The organism is Cupriavidus sp. YAF13, assembly GCF_052113425.1.
Taxonomy (GTDB): Bacteria; Pseudomonadota; Gammaproteobacteria; order Burkholderiales; family Burkholderiaceae; genus Cupriavidus.
Genome location: NZ_JBFRDD010000093.1, coordinates 1 through 19176 on the forward strand (window position 1 = coordinate 1; position 19176 = coordinate 19176).

The 19176-nt window shown below is 67.2% G+C and carries 14 protein-coding genes; 3 read left to right on the top strand and 11 right to left on the bottom strand.

Annotated features, from left to right (window positions below; all coding sequences use genetic code 11):
* Positions 1-225: 225 nt before the first annotated feature.
* Positions 226-861 carry a c-type cytochrome gene (locus tag AB4061_RS38890; RefSeq protein ID WP_441641397.1) on the bottom strand — a complete coding sequence of 212 codons (636 nt, stop codon included), beginning with the start codon at positions 859-861 and terminating at the stop codon, positions 226-228.
* Between the two features lie 18 nt (positions 862-879).
* Positions 880-2628: a pyrroloquinoline quinone-dependent dehydrogenase gene (locus tag AB4061_RS38895; protein WP_441641398.1), complete on the bottom strand. Its 1749-nt coding sequence runs from the start codon at positions 2626-2628 to the stop codon at positions 880-882.
* 285 nt (positions 2629-2913) lie between these two features.
* On the opposite strand from AB4061_RS38895, the gene AB4061_RS38900 reads away from it, so the two are divergent.
* Complete coding sequence (locus tag AB4061_RS38900; protein ID WP_441641399.1) at positions 2914-3582, top strand: ankyrin repeat domain-containing protein; 669 nt, start codon at positions 2914-2916, stop codon at positions 3580-3582.
* A 122-nt stretch (positions 3583-3704) separates the two neighbouring features.
* Here the strand turns inward: AB4061_RS38900 and AB4061_RS38905 are convergent, their stop codons facing one another.
* Positions 3705-4757 carry a beta-propeller fold lactonase family protein gene (locus AB4061_RS38905; protein ID WP_441641400.1) on the bottom strand — a complete coding sequence of 351 codons (1053 nt, stop codon included), beginning with the start codon at positions 4755-4757 and terminating at the stop codon, positions 3705-3707.
* Between the two features lie 124 nt (positions 4758-4881).
* Positions 4882-7254 (bottom strand): TonB-dependent receptor, encoded by a 2373-nt coding sequence (locus AB4061_RS38910; RefSeq protein ID WP_441641401.1) that lies wholly within the window; start codon positions 7252-7254, stop codon positions 4882-4884.
* A gap of 238 nt (positions 7255-7492) precedes the next feature.
* On the opposite strand from AB4061_RS38910, the gene AB4061_RS38915 reads away from it, so the two are divergent.
* Positions 7493-8284: an NADPH-dependent F420 reductase gene (locus tag AB4061_RS38915; protein ID WP_441641402.1), complete on the top strand. Its 792-nt coding sequence runs from the start codon at positions 7493-7495 to the stop codon at positions 8282-8284.
* 65 nt (positions 8285-8349) lie between these two features.
* Here the strand turns inward: AB4061_RS38915 and AB4061_RS38920 are convergent, their stop codons facing one another.
* The 7 genes from AB4061_RS38920 to xdhA form a co-directional block, all read right to left on the bottom strand.
* The gene (locus tag AB4061_RS38920; RefSeq protein ID WP_441641403.1) at positions 8350-8781 is read right to left on the bottom strand and encodes a hypothetical protein; all 432 of its coding nucleotides are present in this window, start codon (positions 8779-8781) and stop codon (positions 8350-8352) included.
* A 227-nt stretch (positions 8782-9008) separates the two neighbouring features.
* Entirely contained in the window at positions 9009-10109 is a 1101-nt protein-coding gene (locus AB4061_RS38925; protein WP_441641404.1) for a fatty acid desaturase, read from the bottom strand.
* Positions 10110-10291: 182 nt separating this feature from the next.
* Entirely contained in the window at positions 10292-11623 is a 1332-nt protein-coding gene (guaD, locus tag AB4061_RS38930) for a guanine deaminase (protein WP_441641405.1), read from the bottom strand.
* Positions 11624-11686: 63 nt separating this feature from the next.
* A complete protein-coding gene (locus tag AB4061_RS38935) occupies positions 11687-12733 on the bottom strand; it encodes an adenosine deaminase (protein ID WP_441641406.1) in 1047 nt (348 codons plus the stop codon).
* Positions 12730-13764 (bottom strand): xanthine dehydrogenase accessory protein XdhC, encoded by a 1035-nt coding sequence (xdhC, locus tag AB4061_RS38940; RefSeq protein ID WP_441641407.1) that lies wholly within the window; start codon positions 13762-13764, stop codon positions 12730-12732. Before xdhC ends, AB4061_RS38935 begins: the two co-directional genes overlap by 4 nt.
* Before the next feature lie 119 nt (positions 13765-13883).
* Positions 13884-16235: a xanthine dehydrogenase molybdopterin binding subunit gene (gene xdhB / locus AB4061_RS38945; RefSeq protein ID WP_441641408.1), complete on the bottom strand. Its 2352-nt coding sequence runs from the start codon at positions 16233-16235 to the stop codon at positions 13884-13886.
* Positions 16236-16247: 12 nt separating this feature from the next.
* The gene (gene xdhA, locus AB4061_RS38950) at positions 16248-17762 is read right to left on the bottom strand and encodes a xanthine dehydrogenase small subunit (protein ID WP_441641409.1); all 1515 of its coding nucleotides are present in this window, start codon (positions 17760-17762) and stop codon (positions 16248-16250) included.
* Positions 17763-17983: 221 nt separating this feature from the next.
* Between xdhA and AB4061_RS38955 the strand changes: the two genes are divergently transcribed.
* Positions 17984-18934, top strand: coding sequence for a LysR substrate-binding domain-containing protein (locus tag AB4061_RS38955; protein ID WP_441641410.1), 951 nt, complete (start codon positions 17984-17986; stop codon positions 18932-18934).
* Positions 18935-19176: the final 242 nt, after the last annotated feature.

Here is a 19176-nt window from a genome sequence, read left to right on the forward strand (position 1 = left end):
CCGCAGGCTTGGCCTGCACTAGGCCGGATATAAGTCTGCAACCAACCCTGATCGAGCATCGCAACCAACCCTGATCGAGCATCGCGTGACGTTTACCTAGCAAACCGGGGCGCGTTCATATAAGTGACCGGCAGCCCCCGCAGGGGGATGTCGTATGGCTCTTGGGTGCAAAAGCCATCGCCGCTCAATGAAACAGCAACCACCCCCCCCMGCCCCCCAAAAAACCTACTGCAAATTAGCAATATAACTCGCAAGATTCTGAATATCCGCATCCGAAAGCCCGCGAGCCACGCTAGTCATACTCCCCGCATCATTAGTCCGCTTGCGCGAGCGGAAGTCTTCGAGTTGCTTGACGATATAGGCATACTGTTGCCCCGCCACGCGGGGGATTTCATTCTGCCCGGTAAAGCCGCCGAGATGGCACATGGTGCAGAGCACTTCCTCGGCTTTCTTCCTGCCGGCTTCCACTTTTTGCCCGCCAGCCTTGAACTGCGAGGCGATGGGTTTTTGCGCGGCAAAATACTCGCCAAGATCAAGCATGTCCTCGCGCGACAGTGGCGCCGCCATCGGCGTCATCATCGGGTCGCTGCGCCGGCCTTCCTTGAAGTCCTTTAGTTCCAGGTAGATGTAGCGCGCGGTCTGGCCGGCCAGCACCGGATAGAGTGGATTGCTGGCGTTGCCCATCGGGCCATGGCAGGCGACGCACGATTCGGCCTTGCGCTTGCCGGCGTCGGGATCGGCGTGCGCGTTGCCGGCGACGGCTGCCAGCAGCAGGCCCGCCAAAAGCGCCGGCCCCGGCAGCACTAACTGCCGGGGCCGGGCCAGATAGGACAGATAGGACAGATAGGACAGGATACGCATCCCTATTGCCCTATTACCCTATTGCACCGCGAACACCAGCACGCTGTTGCCGCGCTTGAAGTCCAGTTGCGTATTGCCGCCGGCTGCCACCGCGATGTACTGCTTGCCGCCGACCATGTAGGACACCGCAGGCGCATTCACGCCCGCGCCGCACTGGTACTCCCACAGCTTCTTGCCGGTGGCGGCGTCGAAGGCGCGGAACAGGCCGTTGCCTTCCCCATTGAAGACCAGTCCGCCGGCTGTCGCGAGCACGCCGCCGATCAGCGGCTGCTCGGTCTTGTAATCCCACACCACTTTGCCGGTATCGATGTTCACCGCGGAGAGCTTGCCCCACTGCGCCTCGGCCGGGATGGTCTTGAAGGCGCCGCCTAGCCAGAGCTTGCCGCCCGGGTAGGGCGAAGCTTCCACCTGGTAAGTCATCGGCTGGTGCAGGTTGGCGGCATAGGCCATCCGCGTCTTCGGGTTGAAGGCCATCGGCGACCATTCCACGCCGCCATTGGCGCCCGGCAGCATGCGTGCGCCCTTGGCCGTGGGCAGGGTCCACATGTCTTCCTGCGGGATCATGGCTTGCGAGAAGCGGATAAGCCGGCCGTCGCGGCGGTCATGCACATAGACGTGGCCGGTCTTGCCGCCGTGGATCACGCCGGGAATCATCTGGCCGTTGTTGTCGCGCACGTCGACCAGGATCGGCGGGCTGACGGCGTCCAGGTCCCATACGTCATGGGCGATGTACTGCGAGTGCCATTTGTAGGCGCCGGTATCCAGGTCCACCGCGACCATCGAATCCGTATAGAGGTTGTCTCCGGGGCGGATGGCGCCATACAGGTCGGGCGAGGGATTGCCCACCACGAAGATCGCCATCTTGTTCTTGCGGTCGATCGCCGGCGGCATCCACACGCCGCCGCCGAGCGCCTTGTAGAAATCGCCGCCCTTGTCCGCGAGCTGTTTCTTCTCGGCCGCGATGTCGCGCTTCATGTCGCGCCCGGTGGCATCCTTGGTGGCCCACACGCCTTCATGGCCCTTTTCGGGGATGGTGTAGAAGGTCCACAGCAGCTTGCCGTCGGTGGCGCTATACGCCTTGAGGAAGCCACGGATGCCGTACTCGCCGCCATTGGTGCCGATCAGGATCTTGTCGTCCACCACCACCGGCGCCATGGTTTCCGAGTAGCCCAGTTCGGGATCGGCGATCTGCGTTTCCCACAGCAGCTTGCCGGTCTTGGCGTCCAGCGCGACCAGCTTGGCGTCGAGCGTGCCCATGAAGAGGCGGTCTGCGCTGACGGCCACGCCGCGGTTGTTCGGGCCGCAGCAGAAGGTCGTGATCGGCCCCATCTTGTGCTTGTAGTGCCAGAACTCCTTGCCGGTCACGGCATCGATCGCATAGACGTGGTTATAGGACGTGGTCAGGAACATCACGCCGTTGACGACGATCGGCGCGGTCTCCATGGACTCGAGCACGGCGGTCTGGAACAGGAACGCGGGTTTCAGCTTTGCCACATTCTTGGTGTTGATCTGGCTGCCCGGGTAGTAGCGCGTCTGCACGTAGGAGCCATTCGAATGCACCCAGTCGTTGGCGTTGTTGCCGGCCGCGTCGAGCTGTGCCTGTGTCACCGGCGGGAGGGGCCGGGTCATGGCCGCGCCCGGGGTGGTCGCGCCACCCTGGATTTCGTCCGCGCCGAAGGCTGCGGGAATGAGCGCCGCGGCGGCGGCGGCCAGTGCAAGCAACAGCAAGGGGAGGGTCACCCGGGCATGGCTGCGGGATGAGAGCATGGGAAGCTCCTTTCTTGAATTTTTCGTGCCCCGGCTTTCCCAGGGCGAAAGGGCGTGCTTGTCGCGCACTGTGACGGCCCGGGTCACAAGCAGTATAGGCAAGAGTGCCGGCAAAACAACCCGCATCGCGGCGCGCGCCAAAGCGGCGTTCGCCGCGCTGCAGCATGCCAGTGGAGGCGCCTTGAAATTGCGCGTCCTAACCTCCACACTTAGCTCCACACCCAGCCAGCAAGGGTGTCGCGATGGGTCGGGCAACGTAGTCAACGGCAGCGGCGGGGGACGGACATGAACGGACGCACCAGGTGGCGCGCGGGACTTGCCGCTGCGTTGCTATGTGGCATGGGAACGCTGTGCCTGCCGGCCAGGGCCGACGACGACATCAGCCTCAATGCCCGCCTGCTCGCGGCCGCCCGGGCCGGCGACGCGGCGGCGGTGAGTGCGGCGCTGCAGCAGGGCGCGGCGGTGAATGCGCGCAACCGCATCGGCGATACGCCGCTGCTCACCGCGGCCAAGCGCGGGCTGACCGAGATGGCGCGCACGCTGGTCGAGCATGGCGCCGACGTCAGCCAGGCCAACGTGCAGGGCGTGACGCCGCTGATGGCCGCGGCCTTCGGCGGCTTTGATGAGATTGTGGCGATGCTGCTGGCGCGCCATGCGGAGCTGGCCGCCACGGATCGCGTCGACAAGACCGCCATGATCTACGCCGCCGGCGAGGGGCATGCCAGCGTGGTGCGGCAACTGCTGGATGCCGGCGTGGACGTCAACACCCTCTACGCCAACGGGCTCACCGCGCTGATGTGGGCGGCCGGCTACGACAAGGTCGATACGGTGCGCCTGCTGCTATCCAGAGGCGCCCGGCCCGAGCTGCGCGACAACCGCGGGCTGACCGCGCGGGAGATCGCCGATCAGGCTGGCGCGAAGACGGTGGCCGGATTGCTGAGCGCGCAGCATTAGAGACGCGGATTGCGGCGTCTCTCTTTCTTCGCTTCCCCCTCGCCTGTTAGGCAAAGAGTCCCATATGCGCAGTCGCGCGGAATCCTGAAGACCTGGCTGCGTGGCGGCGAGCGTCCAGGCATTCAGGGCGCATCGAGCGTCCCCGGGCTTTTCGGGTAGGTGACAACACCCCAGCTCAGCGCCACGCCGGCCACTTCGCGCAGCGGCTGGTAGGTCCGCGCATCCACCACGTAGACGGCGTTCGAGCGGCCGCAGGCGATCAGCAGCCGTGCGTCGTCGGGGGTGAAGCTGAAGTGCCAGCAGCGTTTGCCGGTGGCGATGTTGGCGATGTTCTCATCGCTGTCGGCATCGAAGACCTGTATGGTGTCCGCCCGCGACGCGGCCACGAACAGGCGTTTGCCAGCGCGGTCGAAGGCGGCCCCGTAGGGCCCGCTGCGCGTTGGCACCGTGCGCAGGATGTGGTAGTCGGCCGCATCGAGCACCAGGAACGCGTTGGCCGACTCCAGCGTGACGATATAGCGCTGTCCGTCGGGGCTCACCTTGATGCCGCGCGGCCGCGATCCGGGAGGCGTCTTGATCAGGTTGAGGCGCCGGCCGCTGGCGCGCTCGTAGACCGAGACCGTATCGTCGCCCTCGTTGGTGACCAGCAGCAGGCGCGCGTCCGGCGAGAATTCGATGCCTTCGGTCTCCAGGCCGCTGGGGATCGCGCGCGTGACGCGCCAGTCCTTGAGGTCGATCACGGCGATCTGCGCCGGGACCGGCGCGTCGTCGCCAGCCTTGCCTGGCTCGCCGGGCTCATAGGTGACAAAAGCCTGCCCGCCGGACACGCGCACGAATTCCGGGTTCTTGCCGATCGGGATGCGTTTGACCAGTTGGCCATCGCGTGTGCCGATGACGGTAAGGTCGCCGGTTCCCTTGTTGGCGGCCAGCAGGTATCGTCCGTCGGCACTGATGGCGATGCCGCGCGGGCCCTTGCCGCCGGTGTCGAGAGTGCTAGTGATTTCGAGGCGGTCGAGGTCGATCACCGCAATGCCGCCACTCTCGCTCGACACATAGGCCACGGCGGCCTGAGCGCCTCGCGGCGCCGAGCCTGGCGCGCAAGCGGCGCAGGCCAGCGCGGCGCACAGCGCCAGCATGGTCCGGCCTGGCTGGCCACCTCCCTGTCTCGTCGCCATGCACGCCTCCCGCTTGCGTTGCTTGTCGTTGCTTGTGGTTGTTCCGGCGCGAACCCATCCGGTTGTCTTTCATTCTTGGTGACGGCACGGCAACTGCCAAGGGTTTCCTGCGCGCCCGCCGCCGCTAGCGCCCGCTCCATTCATAGCGCACGCCCACCAGGAAGAGCCGCGGCGCGCCGGGTGCGGCGAAGCGCTCGATCGGCACCGCCGCGCCGGGCTGCAGCAGCGTGCCGCCGGGGAACACGTTGAGGCCCGCCTGCCCATAGGTTTCATAACGGCGGTCGAACACATTGTCCACGCGCGCGTAGAGCTGCCAGCGTGCATCGACCTGCCAGCTCGCCCGCAGGTTGAACAGCACGAAGCCGGCGGTGCGCGCCAGGCGCGGATCCTGCGCGCTCAGCGCGCCGTCTTCATTGCCGGCCACCGGGCGCGACGACGACACGACCATGGCGCCGCCGAGCGTGACCGACTCGGTTGCGCGCCAGTCACCGCTGAGCTTGACGCTATGCAGCGGCACGCCGGCCATGCGCGTGCCGGGGCGCACGTTGACGGGCGCCGCGAACGGCGTCTGGATCTGGCCGTCCGCCTGGTAGGTGGATTGCAGGTAGCTGTAGCTGGCGCGCAGCATCAGCGGGCCCAGCCGCTGGCGCAGCCCTAGCTCCAGGCCCTGGCTGCGGGTCTTGGGGAAGTTGGTGAAGTAGCCGAGCGGGCTGACCGGCGAGCGCTGGAACAGGATGTCGTCGCGGTTGTCGCTGCGGTACAGCGCGAGCGTGAGGTCGGTGGCGTCCCCAGCCTTCCAGCGCCCGCCGAATTCCACCGTGCGCGATACCACCTGGCGCAGGTACGGATCCGCCTGCAGCCCGGTGGGCAGCTGGCAGGCGTTGGCCGGATCCGCGCAACCCAGCTCGATGGCGGTCGGCATGCGCGTGCCTTGCGAGGCTGAGGCAAAGACTGTGAGGCCGCTGCGCAACTGGTGCGAGAGCCCAAGCGAAGGATTGAGCTTCGAGAACGTGAAGCGTTCGTCGGACGCGTTCGGCAAGGTCAGCACCGTGTGCGTGCTCGAGGTGTTCCAGCGCGCGCTCGCGGTGAGGTAGCTRTGCGGCAGCAGCTTGACGGTATCGGAGGCATACAGGCTGACGGTGCTGGTGCGTCCGTCGAGCGAGGCGTTGGTGCTGGGCGTGGCGCCGGGGTCCGCTACCGCCACGCGATCATCGCTGAAGTTGCCTGGCTGCGTGTCCTGGCGATACGACGCGCGGCTCAGCGCTAAGGCGGCGCCCAGTACCGCGTTGTGGACGTCGCCCGTATGGGACCACTGCCCCGACAGCCCATAGTCATGCGTGTTGATGGTCGAGGTATTGAGCACCGCGCTGGCCGGCGCGGCGCCTGGCTCGCAACCCGCATTGCCGGCATTGCGCTGGCAGCCAAGCAAGGTCTCTAGGTAATCGTCGCTGACATCGCCGGTGCTGGCCTTTGCGTGCCCCAGGCGAGCATAAGCCGTCAGCGCGATCTGGCCCTCGGCGTTGAGCTGGTGCGTGCCGTTGAGCGTGACCTGCAGCGAGCGCGTGCGGGTGAGGTCGGGCGCGGTGTAGATGGCATTGCGCTGGCCGCCATAGATGCTGTCGGGCAGCAGGCCATTGCCGGACAGGCTGCTGCTGCTGCCCAGCACGCTCACGCTCCATTGTGTATCGGTGGTCGAGCGGCCGACCTTGGCGAACAGGTTGCCCAGGCTGCTGCCGATCAGCTGGCGCCAGCCGTCCTCGCGAAAGCCCGTGCCCGCCACGAAGGCGTGCCAGCCATCGCCAAGCCTCTTTCCCGCGCTCACGTCGAGCCGCGCGCGGCCGTGGCTGCCGACGCTCAGGTCGGCCTCCACGCCGGGATGCGTCTCGCCGGACTTGGTGCCCAGCGCCAGCGCGCCGCCAAGCGCGTTGAGGCCATAGAGCGGATTGCTGCCGGGCACCAGCGTGATGGTGCTGATGGCAGCCTCGGGAATCGTCGTCCAGTCGACCACATCGCCCAGCGCGCCATTCTGGCGTATGCCGTCCAGGTAGAGCGCGATGCCCTGCGCCGCGCCCAGGGTGGAAGACAGGCGGTAGCCGCGATAGAGAATGTCCTTCTGGAACGGGTTGCCCTGCACGTCGTTGATCACCACGCTGTCCATGGTCTCGCCGAGGAACGAGGACAGGTTGCCGGACTTGGCGCGCTCCATGTCGGCGTCCGTCGCGGTTTGCACATTGCCGGGAAACGCCTCGCGCGGAATGGAGAACGACGGCAGCGGCGCGGGCGCGACCACGGTGACCTCGCGCAGGTTGTGGACCTCGTCGCCAGGCGCGGCCTGCGGCGCCTGGGCGGCCACGCCCGCCGGTGCGCCGGCGGCCAGCGCCGCCAGGGCCACCAGGGCCACCCGCACCGCCCGCGCCACCTGTGCGCATGCGGCTGCCCTGCGCTGCTCGGCGGGCGCGAGCCTTGAGCGGCGCGGACAGGGGAGGGCGGGGGCCATTACCGTCTCCGTGGGGACAAGGACGCAAGGGCGGGGGATCGCGGGTGATGCAAGTGCTACTTACTGTAGTGCACACGGTGGCAAGCGCCAAATCGATCACGCGGCGGCAGGGAGGCGGCGGCGCGCGCTGCATTTTTCGCCTAGAGTTTGAAGTTTGAAGGCATGCCAAGTGCACCGCACCCGCTTGCCGTGTTGCCGCACCATGAAATTTGATGTTCATCGGATCGAGGAGTCCGCCATGCCGTTTCCAGAGCGCATCGAAACCATCGACCGGCATCGCCGCCTGCTCACCGGCAGCGTGAGCCTAGCCTTGCTGGCGATGTGGCTGGGGATCTCGCCTTCGCGCTTGCGCGCGCAGACCAGCCGGGAAGGCACCCCCGTGCCCATCGGCGTGATCGGCTCGGGCCGCATCGGCGGCACGGTGGGCGGCCTGTGGGTGAAGGCAGGCCATCCCGTTCTGTTCTCCTCGCGCCACCCGGATGCACTCAAGCCGCTGGTCGAAAAACTTGGCCCGCTTGCCCGTGCGGGGACGGTGGCCGAGGCGCTGGCGTTTTCCGATGTGATTTTTCTCGCCGTCCCTTACAAGGCGCTGCCCGAGATATCGGCGGAGTATGGCAAGGCCTTTGCCGGCAAGGTGGTGGTGGATGCGACCAACGCGGTGCGCGCGCGCGATGGCGCCATCGCCGAAGAGGCGATGCGCAAGGGCATCGGCATCACCACCGCAAAGTACCTGCGTGGCGCGCGTATCGTGCGCGCCTTCAATTTCATGGGCGCCACCAACTTCGCCAATGAGAACCACCGGGCCGAGGGCCTGATCGCGGTGCCGATCGCCGCCGACGATCCAAAGGCCCTGYGCATCGGCGAGCAACTGGTGCGCGATGCCGGGTTCGAGCCGGTGGTGGTCGGCCGGCTCGCCACGGCCGACAGCTTCGCCCCGGGCGGGCCGCTGTTCCATCAGATCGGCTCGGCCGACGCCATGCGCGCGCGCATGGCGGCACAAAGCGGGAAGACGGTGGCGACGCCTAAGTAATCAGGTCGGCGCCGCCGGGCCGTCCCCCGGCCACGGCGGCGCCAGCATCTTTTTGCAATGGCCTCTTAGCCGCGCCAGGCGCCCTTCATCCAGACCCAGCCACCGCCCTCGAAGCGCCAGACCCAGTGTCCGGGCACCCAGTAGGCGTGCGGCGCGGGGGGCGCAATCGTGATCTGTTCCACGATCACGGGCGGCATCGCCGGCACCGGCTGCTGGACCCAGCGGCCGTGCACCCAGAACCAGTCGTTGCCCTCCCACTTCCAGTGCCCTGGCACCCAGTTCCAGCCATAGGCAGGCGCAGGGCCGCGGTCTTCATGCACCGGCGGCGGCATGTTGCGGACCATCTGGTGGGGCGGCGCAGGCGGCGGCTGCCGTACTATCACGCGCTCGGTCACGCACCCGGCAAGGCTGCCGAGCACCGCCAGCGAGGCGAGCGCCGGCAGGGCGGCGCGGAGCAGGCGGCGGCGTGCGGGCGCATGGGGTTTGCTGATTGCCATTTTTTTGTCCTGTTGGAGCTGATTTGCGCTCAGGCGTCGTCTAAGGGGCGGCCCCGGGTCGGGATGCGCAATGACCTTGGGACCGATACCTTGCTTAACGAGGCAAGCGCCGCGCGGCGGGACAAGCGTGCGGCAAGACTTTGTAATTGAGTATTACGCGCCCCAAAAAGACAAACCGCAGCCAGGGTGGCTGCGGCAGGTGGCGGGTGATGGTGGATGATGGCCGGTTATGCCGGCACAGGCGCGTTAGCGCTGGTCTGCCGGCCGCGGAAGTCCGTCCAGCAGAGCGCCTTGAAGTCGTACAGCTTGCAGCGGCGCGCGGTATGGAAATACCAGCGCCAGGTGAAGTTCTGGATGATGATGCGGCCCGGCAGCGCATGCTCCAGCAGCGCCTGGGCGCGCTTGAGGCGGTATAGCGGCACGCTCATGTCCACGTGGTGCGCGGTGTGCTCCATGATGTGGTGCAGCGCCGCGCCGATGCCATAGCGAAAGCGCAGGTGCACGGTGGTGGAGACGAAGGGCTGGGCGCGCGCCCACATGGCCTTGGTGTCGTACCAGGCCACGCTGGTATGGGTGTGGTGCACGTAGAGCACGAAGCCCACGGTGAAATTCCAGACCAGGAACGGCAGCACGAAGCCCAGCCCGACCAGCATCGCCACCGACTGCCCGGTGGCGATGGCCAGCCACGCCAGCGCGCCGATCCAGGCCACGCCGAAGAGGGCCACCAGCGTGCAGTCCCACATGAAGACGGCGCGGCGCGTGGGCATCTGGCGGCGGCTGGGGAAGAACATCTTGAACCACCAGATCTCGACCAGGTAGTACAGGCCCGCGCCAAAGCCGGTGCGGTAGACCCGCTCCAGCGCGCGGCGCCAGCGCGGCAGGGCCTGGAATTCCTCGAGCGAGTAAGGCTGCCAGACGAAGTCGAAGCCCTTGAGGTTGGAGTAGCCGTGGTGGACCACGTTATGGCCCACTTCCCACAGGCTGTAAGGCGTGAGCGATGGTAGGAAGGTCAACCGGCCCAGCCATTTGTTCAAGCCGCGCCGGGGCGTCAGGCTCTGGTGGCAGGCATCGTGGCCGATGATGAACAGGCGGGCGATGATCAGCCCCGTCACCACGCTGGCGGCCAGCTTGGCGAGCCAGTGGGAGAACAGCACCACCCCGGCCAGCGCCGCCAGGAACAGCGCGGTGTCCAGCGCGAACAGCGCCAGCGCGCGCGGCGTGCTGCGCGCGCCAAGCGGGATCAGCCAGCCGCGGATGATCTTGCGCGAGGGCAGGGGGACGTCAGGGGAAATCGGCTCCGGAAAGGAAGCTTGCTGCGTGGCAATCATGCAAAAACCTTCAGTTGTCGAACGCGGGGTCGGGCTAGGCCCGAGACTGGCGATGCGCGGCCACAGGACGGGCCGATGGTGTGACAGCTTAGAAGGATTGCGTGACAGGGGTGTTGATCCGGGTCAAGCACCGGGTCAAGCCAGCAGGGCCGGACCCGGTGTCACCCAGCGGGAAGTGATGATTAGTGCGCGGCGGTGGCCGGCGCGCTCGCCGGTTCGCCCATCACATACACCTCGCCGATGACGCGGTCGTCACCCAGCATGGCGAAGGCGAACAACTGTTCTTCCAGCGTTTCCGAGCGCTCGCTGCGGCGCGCGATCAGCGGCGTGGCCTGCGGGTCGAGCACGATGAAGTCGGCCTCGCAGCCGGGTGTGAAGCTGCCCACGCGCTCGCTCCAGCCCAGTGCATCGGCAGCGGCGCGCGTGGCCAGGTAGAACATGCGCAACGCGCTAAGGTGGTAGCCGCCCATGCGCGCCACCTTGTGGGCGGCGTTCATGGTGCGCAGCATCGAGAATGAGGTGCCCCCGCCCACGTCGGTGGCAAGCGTCACGTTGAGGCGGTGCGCGTCGGACTGGTGGAAGTCATAGAAGCCGCTGCCCAGGAACAGGTTGGAGGTGGGGCAGTGCGCCACCGCCGCGCCGCTGTCGGCCAGGCGCTTGCGGTCGTCCTGATCGAGGTAGATGGCGTGGCCGTACAGCGCGCCCGGGCGCAGCAGGCCGTAGTGATCGTAGATGTCCAGATAGCTGCGGGCTTGCGGGAACAGCTCGGCCACCCATTTCACTTCGTCGCGGTTCTCCGCCACGTGGGTCTGGATGAACGCGTCCGGGTAGGCCTTGGCCAGTTCGCCGCAGGCTTGCAGCTGCGCTTCGCTGGAGGTGGGCGCGAAGCGCGGCGTAATGGCGTACGACAGGCGGTTCTTGCCGTGCCAGCGCGAGATCAGGTCGGCCGAACCGCGCGCGCCGGACTCGGCGGTGTCGCGCAGGAATTCGGGGCAGTTGCGGTCCATCATCACCTTGCCGGTGACCAGGCGCAGGTTGCGGCGGTCGGCTTCGGCAAACAGCGCATCGGCCGATGCCATATGCACGGTGCTCCAGGCCACAGCGCTGGTGGTGCCGTTGCGCAGCAGTTCGTCGGCAAAGAAGCCGGCCACGGCCGCCGCGTACTCCGGCTCGGCAAAGCGGCGCTCCTCGGGGAAGGTATAGGTCTCCAGCCAGTGCAGCAGGCCGGGCGAGGGCGAGGCGATGATGTCGGTCTGCGGGTAATGCACGTGGGTGTCGATAAAGCCCGGCACGATCAGCTTGCCGCGGCGGTCGATCACTTCGGCGCCCGCCGGGATCTGGTCGGCCAGGTCGGCATGGTTGCCAACCGCGGCGATATGCCCGGCGGTGACGATCAGCACCCCGTCTTCCCAATACTGATACGCGTCGTCATGAAACTGGGGGTCGCGCAGGAAGTGCAGCACACGGCCACGGATGGCGCGGGTGATGGATTGGGTGGGGGGCGTGGTCGTCATATCGATGTCTCGTCATGCGCCGGCGCGCGCATGGCGCGCCGGCATCTTGGTGTGAGCCGCGCTTCAGGCCGTGGAGGCCGCGGCGGGCAGGGGGGATTGCCAGAAGTGGTCGACTTCGGCGAGGAAGGCAGTCTTTTGCGAGGCGGGCAGGAACGACGCCTCGAAACTGTTGCGCGCCAGCTTGTGGCCATCGGCCGCGGTCAGCGGCAAGGCTTCGAAAGTGGCTTCCCAGTTCGCGTTCATATAGCCGCCGAAATAGGCGGGGTCGTCCGAATGCAGCGTGACCAGCACGCCGGCTTCCAGCAGGCGGTGCAGGGAGTGGTCGCGCAGGTCCGGGTAGACCTTGAGCTTCTGGTTGGACAGCGGGCATACCGTGAGCGCCACGCGCTCGCGGGCCAGCCGCTCCACCAGGGCCGGGTCGTCGATGGCGCGCACGCCGTGGTCGATGCGCTCCACCTTGAGGATGTCGAGCGCGTCGGTCACGTATTGCGCCGGGCCTTCCTCGCCGGCATGCGCCACCAGGTGCAGGCCGAGCTCGCGGGCGCGGGCAAACACGCGGGCGAACTTCTCCGGCGGGTTGCCCTGCTCGGAGGAATCCAGCCCGATGCCGACGAAGCGGTCGCGGTAAGGCAGCGCGGCTTCCAGCGTGGCGAAGGCGTCTTCCTCGGAGAGATGGCGCAGGAAGCAGAGGATCAGGCTGCTCGAAAAGTCGTACTGCGTGCGGGCCTGGGCGAGCGCGTCGGAAATGCCGTCGATCACTACATTGATCGGCACGCCGCGCTCGGTATGGGTCTGCGGGTCGAAGAAAATCTCGGCGTGGCGCACGTTATCGGCGACGGCGCGTTGCACGYAGGCCATCGTCATGTCGAAGAAATCGTCCTCGGTCAGCAGCACGCTGGCGCCGGCGTAATAGATATCGAGGAAGGATTGCAGGTCGGTGAAGGCGTAGGCCTCGCGCAGGGCTTCCACGCTGGCGTACGGCAACTTGACCTTGTTGTGCTGGGCCAGCCGGAAGATCAGCTCCGGCTCGAGCGTGCCTTCAATGTGGACGTGCAGTTCCGCCTTGGGCGTCTGGCGGATACGGTCTGCGAGCGCGGCATCGAGCGTCATGGGGTTCCTTTTGCGGTCTTGGTTTGCGTCGAGCTCGTCGCTTTGCCGCCGCGGCTGGCGCTCAGCGCGCCCAGATGGGCGAGGCGCTGGTCGCGAACCTGCAGCAACTGGGCGACGATGGCAACCGCAATCATAGCCGGAGCCTTGTCCGTGATGCCGCAGACGCCCATTGGGCACGTCATTTCCGCAAAGCGGGAAGGGTCAATCCCGTGCTCCGCCATGCGGTGCTCGAAGCGCGCGCGCTTGGTCTTGGAACCGATCAGGCCGAAGTAGGCGAAGTCGTCACGCCGCAGGATGCGCTCGCACAGCGTCTGGTCCAGCGCGTGGCTGTGCGTCATCACCAGGAAGTAGCTGCCGGCCGGCGCGTGGTCGACCACGGATTCGGGGATGTCAGTGGCTTCCGGGGTGACGTTATCGGGCAGGCCGGCGGGGAACAAGGTATCGCGCTCATCCACCCAGTGCACCTGGCACGGCAGGTTGGCCAGCACCTTGACCAGCGCATGGCCCACGTGGCCGGCGCCGAACAGCACCACGTGCAGCTCGTCCGGCACCAGGGTGTCGGTCCAGCCGCCGTCTGCCTGCAAGGCTACCGAGGGCAGCAGCGCCGGCGCCGGGGCGTGTTGCACCGGGCCGGTGCGCGGCACCGTGCGCATCAGCGCGCGTCCGGTGCCGAACGCGGCCTGCACCGCGTCCAGCCACGGCAGGTCGGCTTCGCCCAGGACCTCGAAGGCGAGCAGCACCACGCCGCCGCAGCATTGCCCCAGCGCCGGGCCCAGCGGGATGCGCACGATCTGCCGCGTCGCGTCGCGCTCGGCCAGCATGGTGCGCGCGATCTCCATGCCGCGCCATTCGAGATGGCCGCCGCCGATGGTGCCAACCAGTTCGTCGGCGGTCACCAGCATGCGCACGCCCGCCTCGCGCGGGGCGGAGCCTTTCACCTCGGCGATGGTGACCATCGCCACCGGCACGCCCGCGCGCACCCAGCGGGTGGCGTCGGCGAAGCGGAAGGGTTTGAGGGGTGCGTCCTGCATGGTGATGCCTTTTTAGGTTGATGCTCTGGGTGAAGCGTTATCTCTGTCGATACTTCGTTGCGGTCTTCAGCGAAGATGGCCTGTGGGAGCCGGCGGGCGCATCTGCACGGCGCTGTCTCCTACTGCACCGCCCGCACCGCGTCCACCGCATCCAGGATTGCCTCGCTCGTCGCGGGCGCCACCAGCGGCGGGTTCACCTTGTAGTCCCCCACGCTGGCCACCGCGTCGCGGATCGCGAAGAACACCGAGAACGGCAGCAGCAGCGGCGGCTCGCCCACGGCCTTGGAACGATGGATGCTGTCTTCCGCGTTGTCGTTCTCGAACAGCCGCACGTGGAAGTCTTCCGGGCAGTCGTTGACGGTCGGGATCTTGTAGGTGGAGGGCGCATGCGTCATCAGCTTGCCGTCCTTGTTCCACCACAGTTCCTCGGTGGTCAGCCAGCCCATGCCCTGGATAAACCCACCCTCTACCTGGCCGATGTCGATGGCCGGGTTGAGCGAGCGGCCCGCGTCGTGCAGCACGTCGGCGCGCAGCAGGCGCCATTCGCCGGTGAGCGTGTCCACCAGCACTTCCGAGCACGCCGCGCCATAGGCGAAGTAATAGAACGGCCGCCCTTGCAGTTTCGATTGGTCCCAGTACAACTTGGGCGTGGTGTAGAAGCCATCGGACCACAGCTGCACCCGCGCCACATAGGCTTGCCGCGCCAGGTCGCTGAAGTCCAGGCGCAGTTCGCCCGCGACCACCAGGTCGTCGCCGAACTGCACGCTGTGCGCATCCACGCCAGCCTGGCGCGCGGCAAATGCGGCCAGGCGCTCGCGGATCTGCCGCGCGGCGTCCTGCGCGGCCTTGCCGTTCAGGTCGGAGCCGGTGGAGGCGGCCGTGGCCGAGGTGTTGGCTACCTTGCTGGTATCGGTCGCGGTCACGCGCACGCGTTCGAGCCGGATACCAAGCTCATGCGCCACCACCATCGCTACCTTGGTGTTCAGGCCCTGGCCCATCTCGGTGCCGCCGTGGTTCACCAGCACCGAGCCGTCGTTGTACACATGCACCAGCGCGCCGGCCTGGTTGAAGTGGGCCACGTTGAAGGAAATGCCGAACTTCACCGGGGTGATGGCGATGCCCTTCTTCAGCACCGGGCTGGTTGCGTTGTACGCGCGCGTGGCTTCGCGGCGCGCGCGGTAGGCGCTGGTTGCTTCGAGCTCGTCGAGCAGTTCGTGGATGACGTTGTCTTCCACGGTCTGGCCGTAAGGCGTGACGTTGCGCTCGGTCTTGCCGTACAGGTTGGCGCGGCGCACGTCGAGCGCATCGCGGCCCACGGTGCGTGCCACGTTGTCGAGGATGTACTCCATGGCAAAGGCACCCTGCGGGCCGCCAAAGCCGCGGAAGGCGGTGTTGCTCTGCGTGTTGGTCTTGCCGCAGTAACCGTCGATCTGCACGTTCGGCAGCCAGTAGGCGTTGTCGAAGTGGCAGATGGCGCGGGTCATCACCGGGCCGGACAGGTCGGCCGAGAAGCCGGCGCGCGAAACCATTTCCACCGACACGCCGTCGAGGCGGCCGTCGGCATCGTGGCCGACTTCGTAGTCGAAGACGAAGTCGTGGCGCTTGCCGGTGATCATCATGTCGTCATCGCGGTCCGGACGCAGCTTGACCGGGCACAGCAGTTTCCAGGCGGCCAGCGCGGCGCAGCAGGCGAACATCGCCGATTGCGATTCCTTGCCCCCGAAGCCGCCGCCCATGCGGCGGCACTCCACCAGCACCTGGTGCGCGTGCCAGCCCAGCATATGCGCCACCGCATGCTGCATTTCGGTGGGGTGCTGGGTCGAGCACCACACGTGCATGCCGTCGTTTTCCTTGGGCGCGGCGTAAGCGATCTGCCCTTCCAGGTAGAACTGCTCCTGGCCGCCCAGGCGGATGTTGCCCTTGTCCCGATGCACGGCGGCGGCGATATGGCTGGCCGGCTCGCCGCGCGTGAGGTGCATCGGCGGCAGCACGTAGCTGCCGGCCTGGTGCGCCGCCTCGGGCGACAGCACCGGCGCCAGGTCTTCATACTCGATCGCGCCCAGGCGCGCGGCGCGGCGCGCGGCATCGTGCGAGGTGGCCACCACCACGAAGATCGGCTGGCCGATGAACTGGACCAGGCCGTTGGCCAGGATCGGGTCGTCGTGGATGATCGGGCCGCATTCGTTGGCGGCGGGAATGTCCTCGGCGGTCAGCACCGCCACCACGCCCGGCGCGGCGCGCACCTTGTCGAGCGAGATCGACCTGACGCGGGCATGGGCGCGCGTGCTCATGCCCAGCGCGGCATGCAGCGTGCCTGCCAGTTCGGGGATGTCGTCGGTGTAGGTGGCCGTGCCGGCCACGTGCAGGTGGGCCGATTCGTGCGGGCGCGAGACGCCCACCTGCGGCGTCGAAATGGCGGTCCTGGCTTCGCTCGCGGTGTCGAGCAGGAAGGGTTCGGTTTGCTTGTTCATGCCGATCTCTCCTTACGCGGTAGCGGTGGCGATGGCCGCGCCCGCGCCAATGGCGCGGACATTGACGGCGGCGGCGGGCAGCGCGTCGGCGCGCGTTTCCAGCCAGAAGCGGTACAGCAGGTTGGCGGCGCCCCGGCTGCGGTACGCGGCGGTGGCGCGCATATCGGACAACGGGGTGAAATCCTGCGCCAGCGCGCTCATGGCGGCGCGGGCGGTGGCTTCCGTCCAGGGCTGGCCAAGCAGCGCGGCTTCGGCGTGCGCGCCGCGCTTGGGCGTGGCCGCCATGCCGCCAAAGGCCACGCGCGCATGCCGGATCGTGCCGTCCTCGATGGTCAGTGCAAAGGCGGCGCACACCGCGGAAATGTCCTCGTCGAAACGTTTCGACAATTTATAGGTGCGCATGTGCTGAGGGCCCGTCAGCGGCACGCGCAGCGCGGCGACGAACTCGCCTTCGGCCATGGCGGTCTTCTGGTAGGCCAGGTAGAGATCCTCCAGCGGCATGGCGCGGCGCACGTCTGCGCGCTGCAGCACCACTTCGGTGCCAAGCGCGATCAGCGCGGGCATGGAGTCGCCGATCGGCGAGCCGTTGGCGATATTGCCGCCCAGCGTGCCGGCATTGCGGATCGGCAGGGAAGCGAAACGCTTCCACAATTCCTCCAGCTCGGGATGGCCGTCGTTAAGCGCGGCGTAGGCGCGCTCCAGCGAGACCGCCGCGCCGATTTCCAGGGCGCCATCGATTTCGCGGATGCCGTTCAGGTCAGCCACCTGGCCCACGTACAGCAGGTTGCCCAGCTCGCGGAACTGCTTGGTCACCCACAGCCCCACGTCGGTGCTGCCGGCCAGGATGCGCACGCCGGGCTCGGCGGCCTTGATGGCGGCAAAGGCCGAGGCGGTGCGGGGCGCGTAGAAGTGCTGGCGTCCGGCGCTGTAGTGGAAGGTGTCGTCGCGCTGCAGCGCGCGCAGCGTGTCGGCGATCTGGCGCGGGTCCAGCTTGCTGGCCTGCGGCGCGGGCAGCGCCATCATGCGCTGGCCGGCTTCGATGATGGGGCGGTAGCCGGTGCAGCGGCACAGGTTGCCGGTCAGGGCATCGCAGATGGCCTCGCGCGCCGGGGCGCGGCCGGTGCCGGCGTCCTCGGACTTTTGCTGGTACAGCGCCCACAGCGACATCACGAAGCCGGGGGTGCAGAAACCGCACTGGGAGCCATGGCACTCCACCATCGCCTGCTGCACCGGGTGCAGCGCGCCGTCGGCCTGGCGCAGGTCTTCCACGGTGATCAGCGCGCGGCCGTCCAGGGTGGGCAGGAACTGGATGCAGGAGTTGACCGCCTTGAACTCGACCTGGCCGTTTTCGCCCAGTTCGCCCAGCACCACGGTGCATGCCCCGCAATCGCCTTCGGCGCAGCCCTCCTTGGTGCCCGTGCAGCGCGCGTCCTCGCGCAGGTACTGCAGCACGGTGCGGGTAACGGGGGCGTCTGCGACCTCCGTGACCTTGCCCCGGTGGTAAAAGCGGATGGTTTGCGTCTCCATGGTGTCTTCTCTCTTTGTGGATGGGGCCAAACATAGCACTGACGCCGATGATGCAATATTCGGCCCAGGTGATATGCCCCATCAAGCGGGGAGAGCGTTCAGGCGGCCGGCGAGGGCGGCGGCCACCGGATTTGACCAATGACGGGGTGCCTGACATACACTATGCGCCGTTCCCATTCCCCACGCCACCGGCCGCGAAGCGCGCCAGGCGCCCCCTCGCCATGCACGGACGCGACCATCTCGACACCTATTTGCTGCGGGTGCTGCACACCCTGCTCACCGAGCAGAGCGTGACCCGCACTGCGGTCCGCCTCGGCCAGTCGCAGCCTGCCATCAGCAATACGCTCAAGCGGCTAAGGGAAATCACGGGGGATGCCATCCTCGTGCGCGGCAAGAGCGGCATGGTGCCGACCGAACGCGGCCGCGAGCTGCTGCAGCTGGCCGAACAGAGCCTGGCGGCCATGGACCGCATCGCCCGGCCACCCCAGCATTTCGACCCGGCCACCACTACCCGTACCTTCCACCTGGGCGCGCCGGACTACCTGGACGCCTTCTTCTTGCCCAACATCGTCGAGCGCGTGCGCCGGCTGGCGCCCGGCGCCAAGCTGTTCGTGCACCCGATGACGTCATCGAGCGACTTCCTCGACAGCCTGGAACAAGGGCAACTCGACATCGTGGTCGGCAACTGGCTGTCGCCACCGGAACATCTGCATATTTCGCCGCTGTTCGACGACGAGGTGGTGTGCATGCTGGGGGCGCAGCATCCGCTGGCGCGCAAGGGGCTGACCCTCAAGCACTACCTGGAGATGCCGCACCTCGCGCCCGCGCCTTATGCCTCGATGCAGCGCAGCATGATCGACCAGGCGCTGGCCGAGCAGGGGTACAAGCGCAATATCCAGGTCACGTTGCCGTATTTCGGGCTGGTGCCGTATGTGTTGATGAAGACCGATATGGTGTTCACCACGGGGCGGCAGTTTGCCGCGCATTATGCGCAGTACCTGCCGCTGAAGATGGTGCCGTCGCCAGTGGCGTTTCCGCGGATGCGGTTTTATCAGCTGTGGCATGAGCGGTGTCATGCTGCGCCGGATGTGATGTGGATGCGTAGGATGATTGCGGAGGTGGCGGGGGAGTTGCCGGTTTTGCCGGTTTTGGGGAGGGTGGGGGAGGAGTGATTATTGGGGGAGGGGCAAGGGTAGAACCGTTGGCTCTTGTTGCCTTGGTTGGGTTTTCTTTGTGCGGCGTTGGTTTTTGGACCCAAGGGCCATACGACATCCCCCTGCGGGGGCTGCGGGCCTGTCAGAAATTTTGTGTTTAGGGCATAACATGTCGCCAAGGAGCATGTATGCCACGCAAGACGAAGACCAGCCAAGCCGCAGACCGTGAACTGCCGGCCATTCCCGAAGACCTGATCGCC

What these genes read in the sequence shown, in the direction of transcription:
- AB4061_RS38905 (WP_441641400.1), bottom strand. Translation starts at nt 4,757, where the DNA reads ATGGCGACGAGACAGGGAGGTGGCCAGCCAGGCCGGACCATGCTGGCG.
- AB4061_RS38955 (WP_441641410.1), top strand. Translation starts at nt 17,984, where the DNA reads ATGCACGGACGCGACCATCTCGACACCTATTTGCTGCGGGTGCTGCAC.
- xdhC (WP_441641407.1), bottom strand. Translation starts at nt 13,764, where the DNA reads ATGCAGGACGCACCCCTCAAACCCTTCCGCTTCGCCGACGCCACCCGC.
- AB4061_RS38890 (WP_441641397.1), bottom strand. Translation starts at nt 861, where the DNA reads ATGCGTATCCTGTCCTATCTGTCCTATCTGTCCTATCTGGCCCGGCCC.
- AB4061_RS38920 (WP_441641403.1), bottom strand. Translation starts at nt 8,781, where the DNA reads ATGGCAATCAGCAAACCCCATGCGCCCGCACGCCGCCGCCTGCTCCGC.
- xdhB (WP_441641408.1), bottom strand. Translation starts at nt 16,235, where the DNA reads ATGAACAAGCAAACCGAACCCTTCCTGCTCGACACCGCGAGCGAAGCC.
- AB4061_RS38925 (WP_441641404.1), bottom strand. Translation starts at nt 10,109, where the DNA reads ATGATTGCCACGCAGCAAGCTTCCTTTCCGGAGCCGATTTCCCCTGAC.
- xdhA (WP_441641409.1), bottom strand. Translation starts at nt 17,762, where the DNA reads ATGGAGACGCAAACCATCCGCTTTTACCACCGGGGCAAGGTCACGGAG.
- AB4061_RS38900 (WP_441641399.1), top strand. Translation starts at nt 2,914, where the DNA reads ATGAACGGACGCACCAGGTGGCGCGCGGGACTTGCCGCTGCGTTGCTA.
- AB4061_RS38895 (WP_441641398.1), bottom strand. Translation starts at nt 2,628, where the DNA reads ATGCTCTCATCCCGCAGCCATGCCCGGGTGACCCTCCCCTTGCTGTTG.
- guaD (WP_441641405.1), bottom strand. Translation starts at nt 11,623, where the DNA reads ATGACGACCACGCCCCCCACCCAATCCATCACCCGCGCCATCCGTGGC.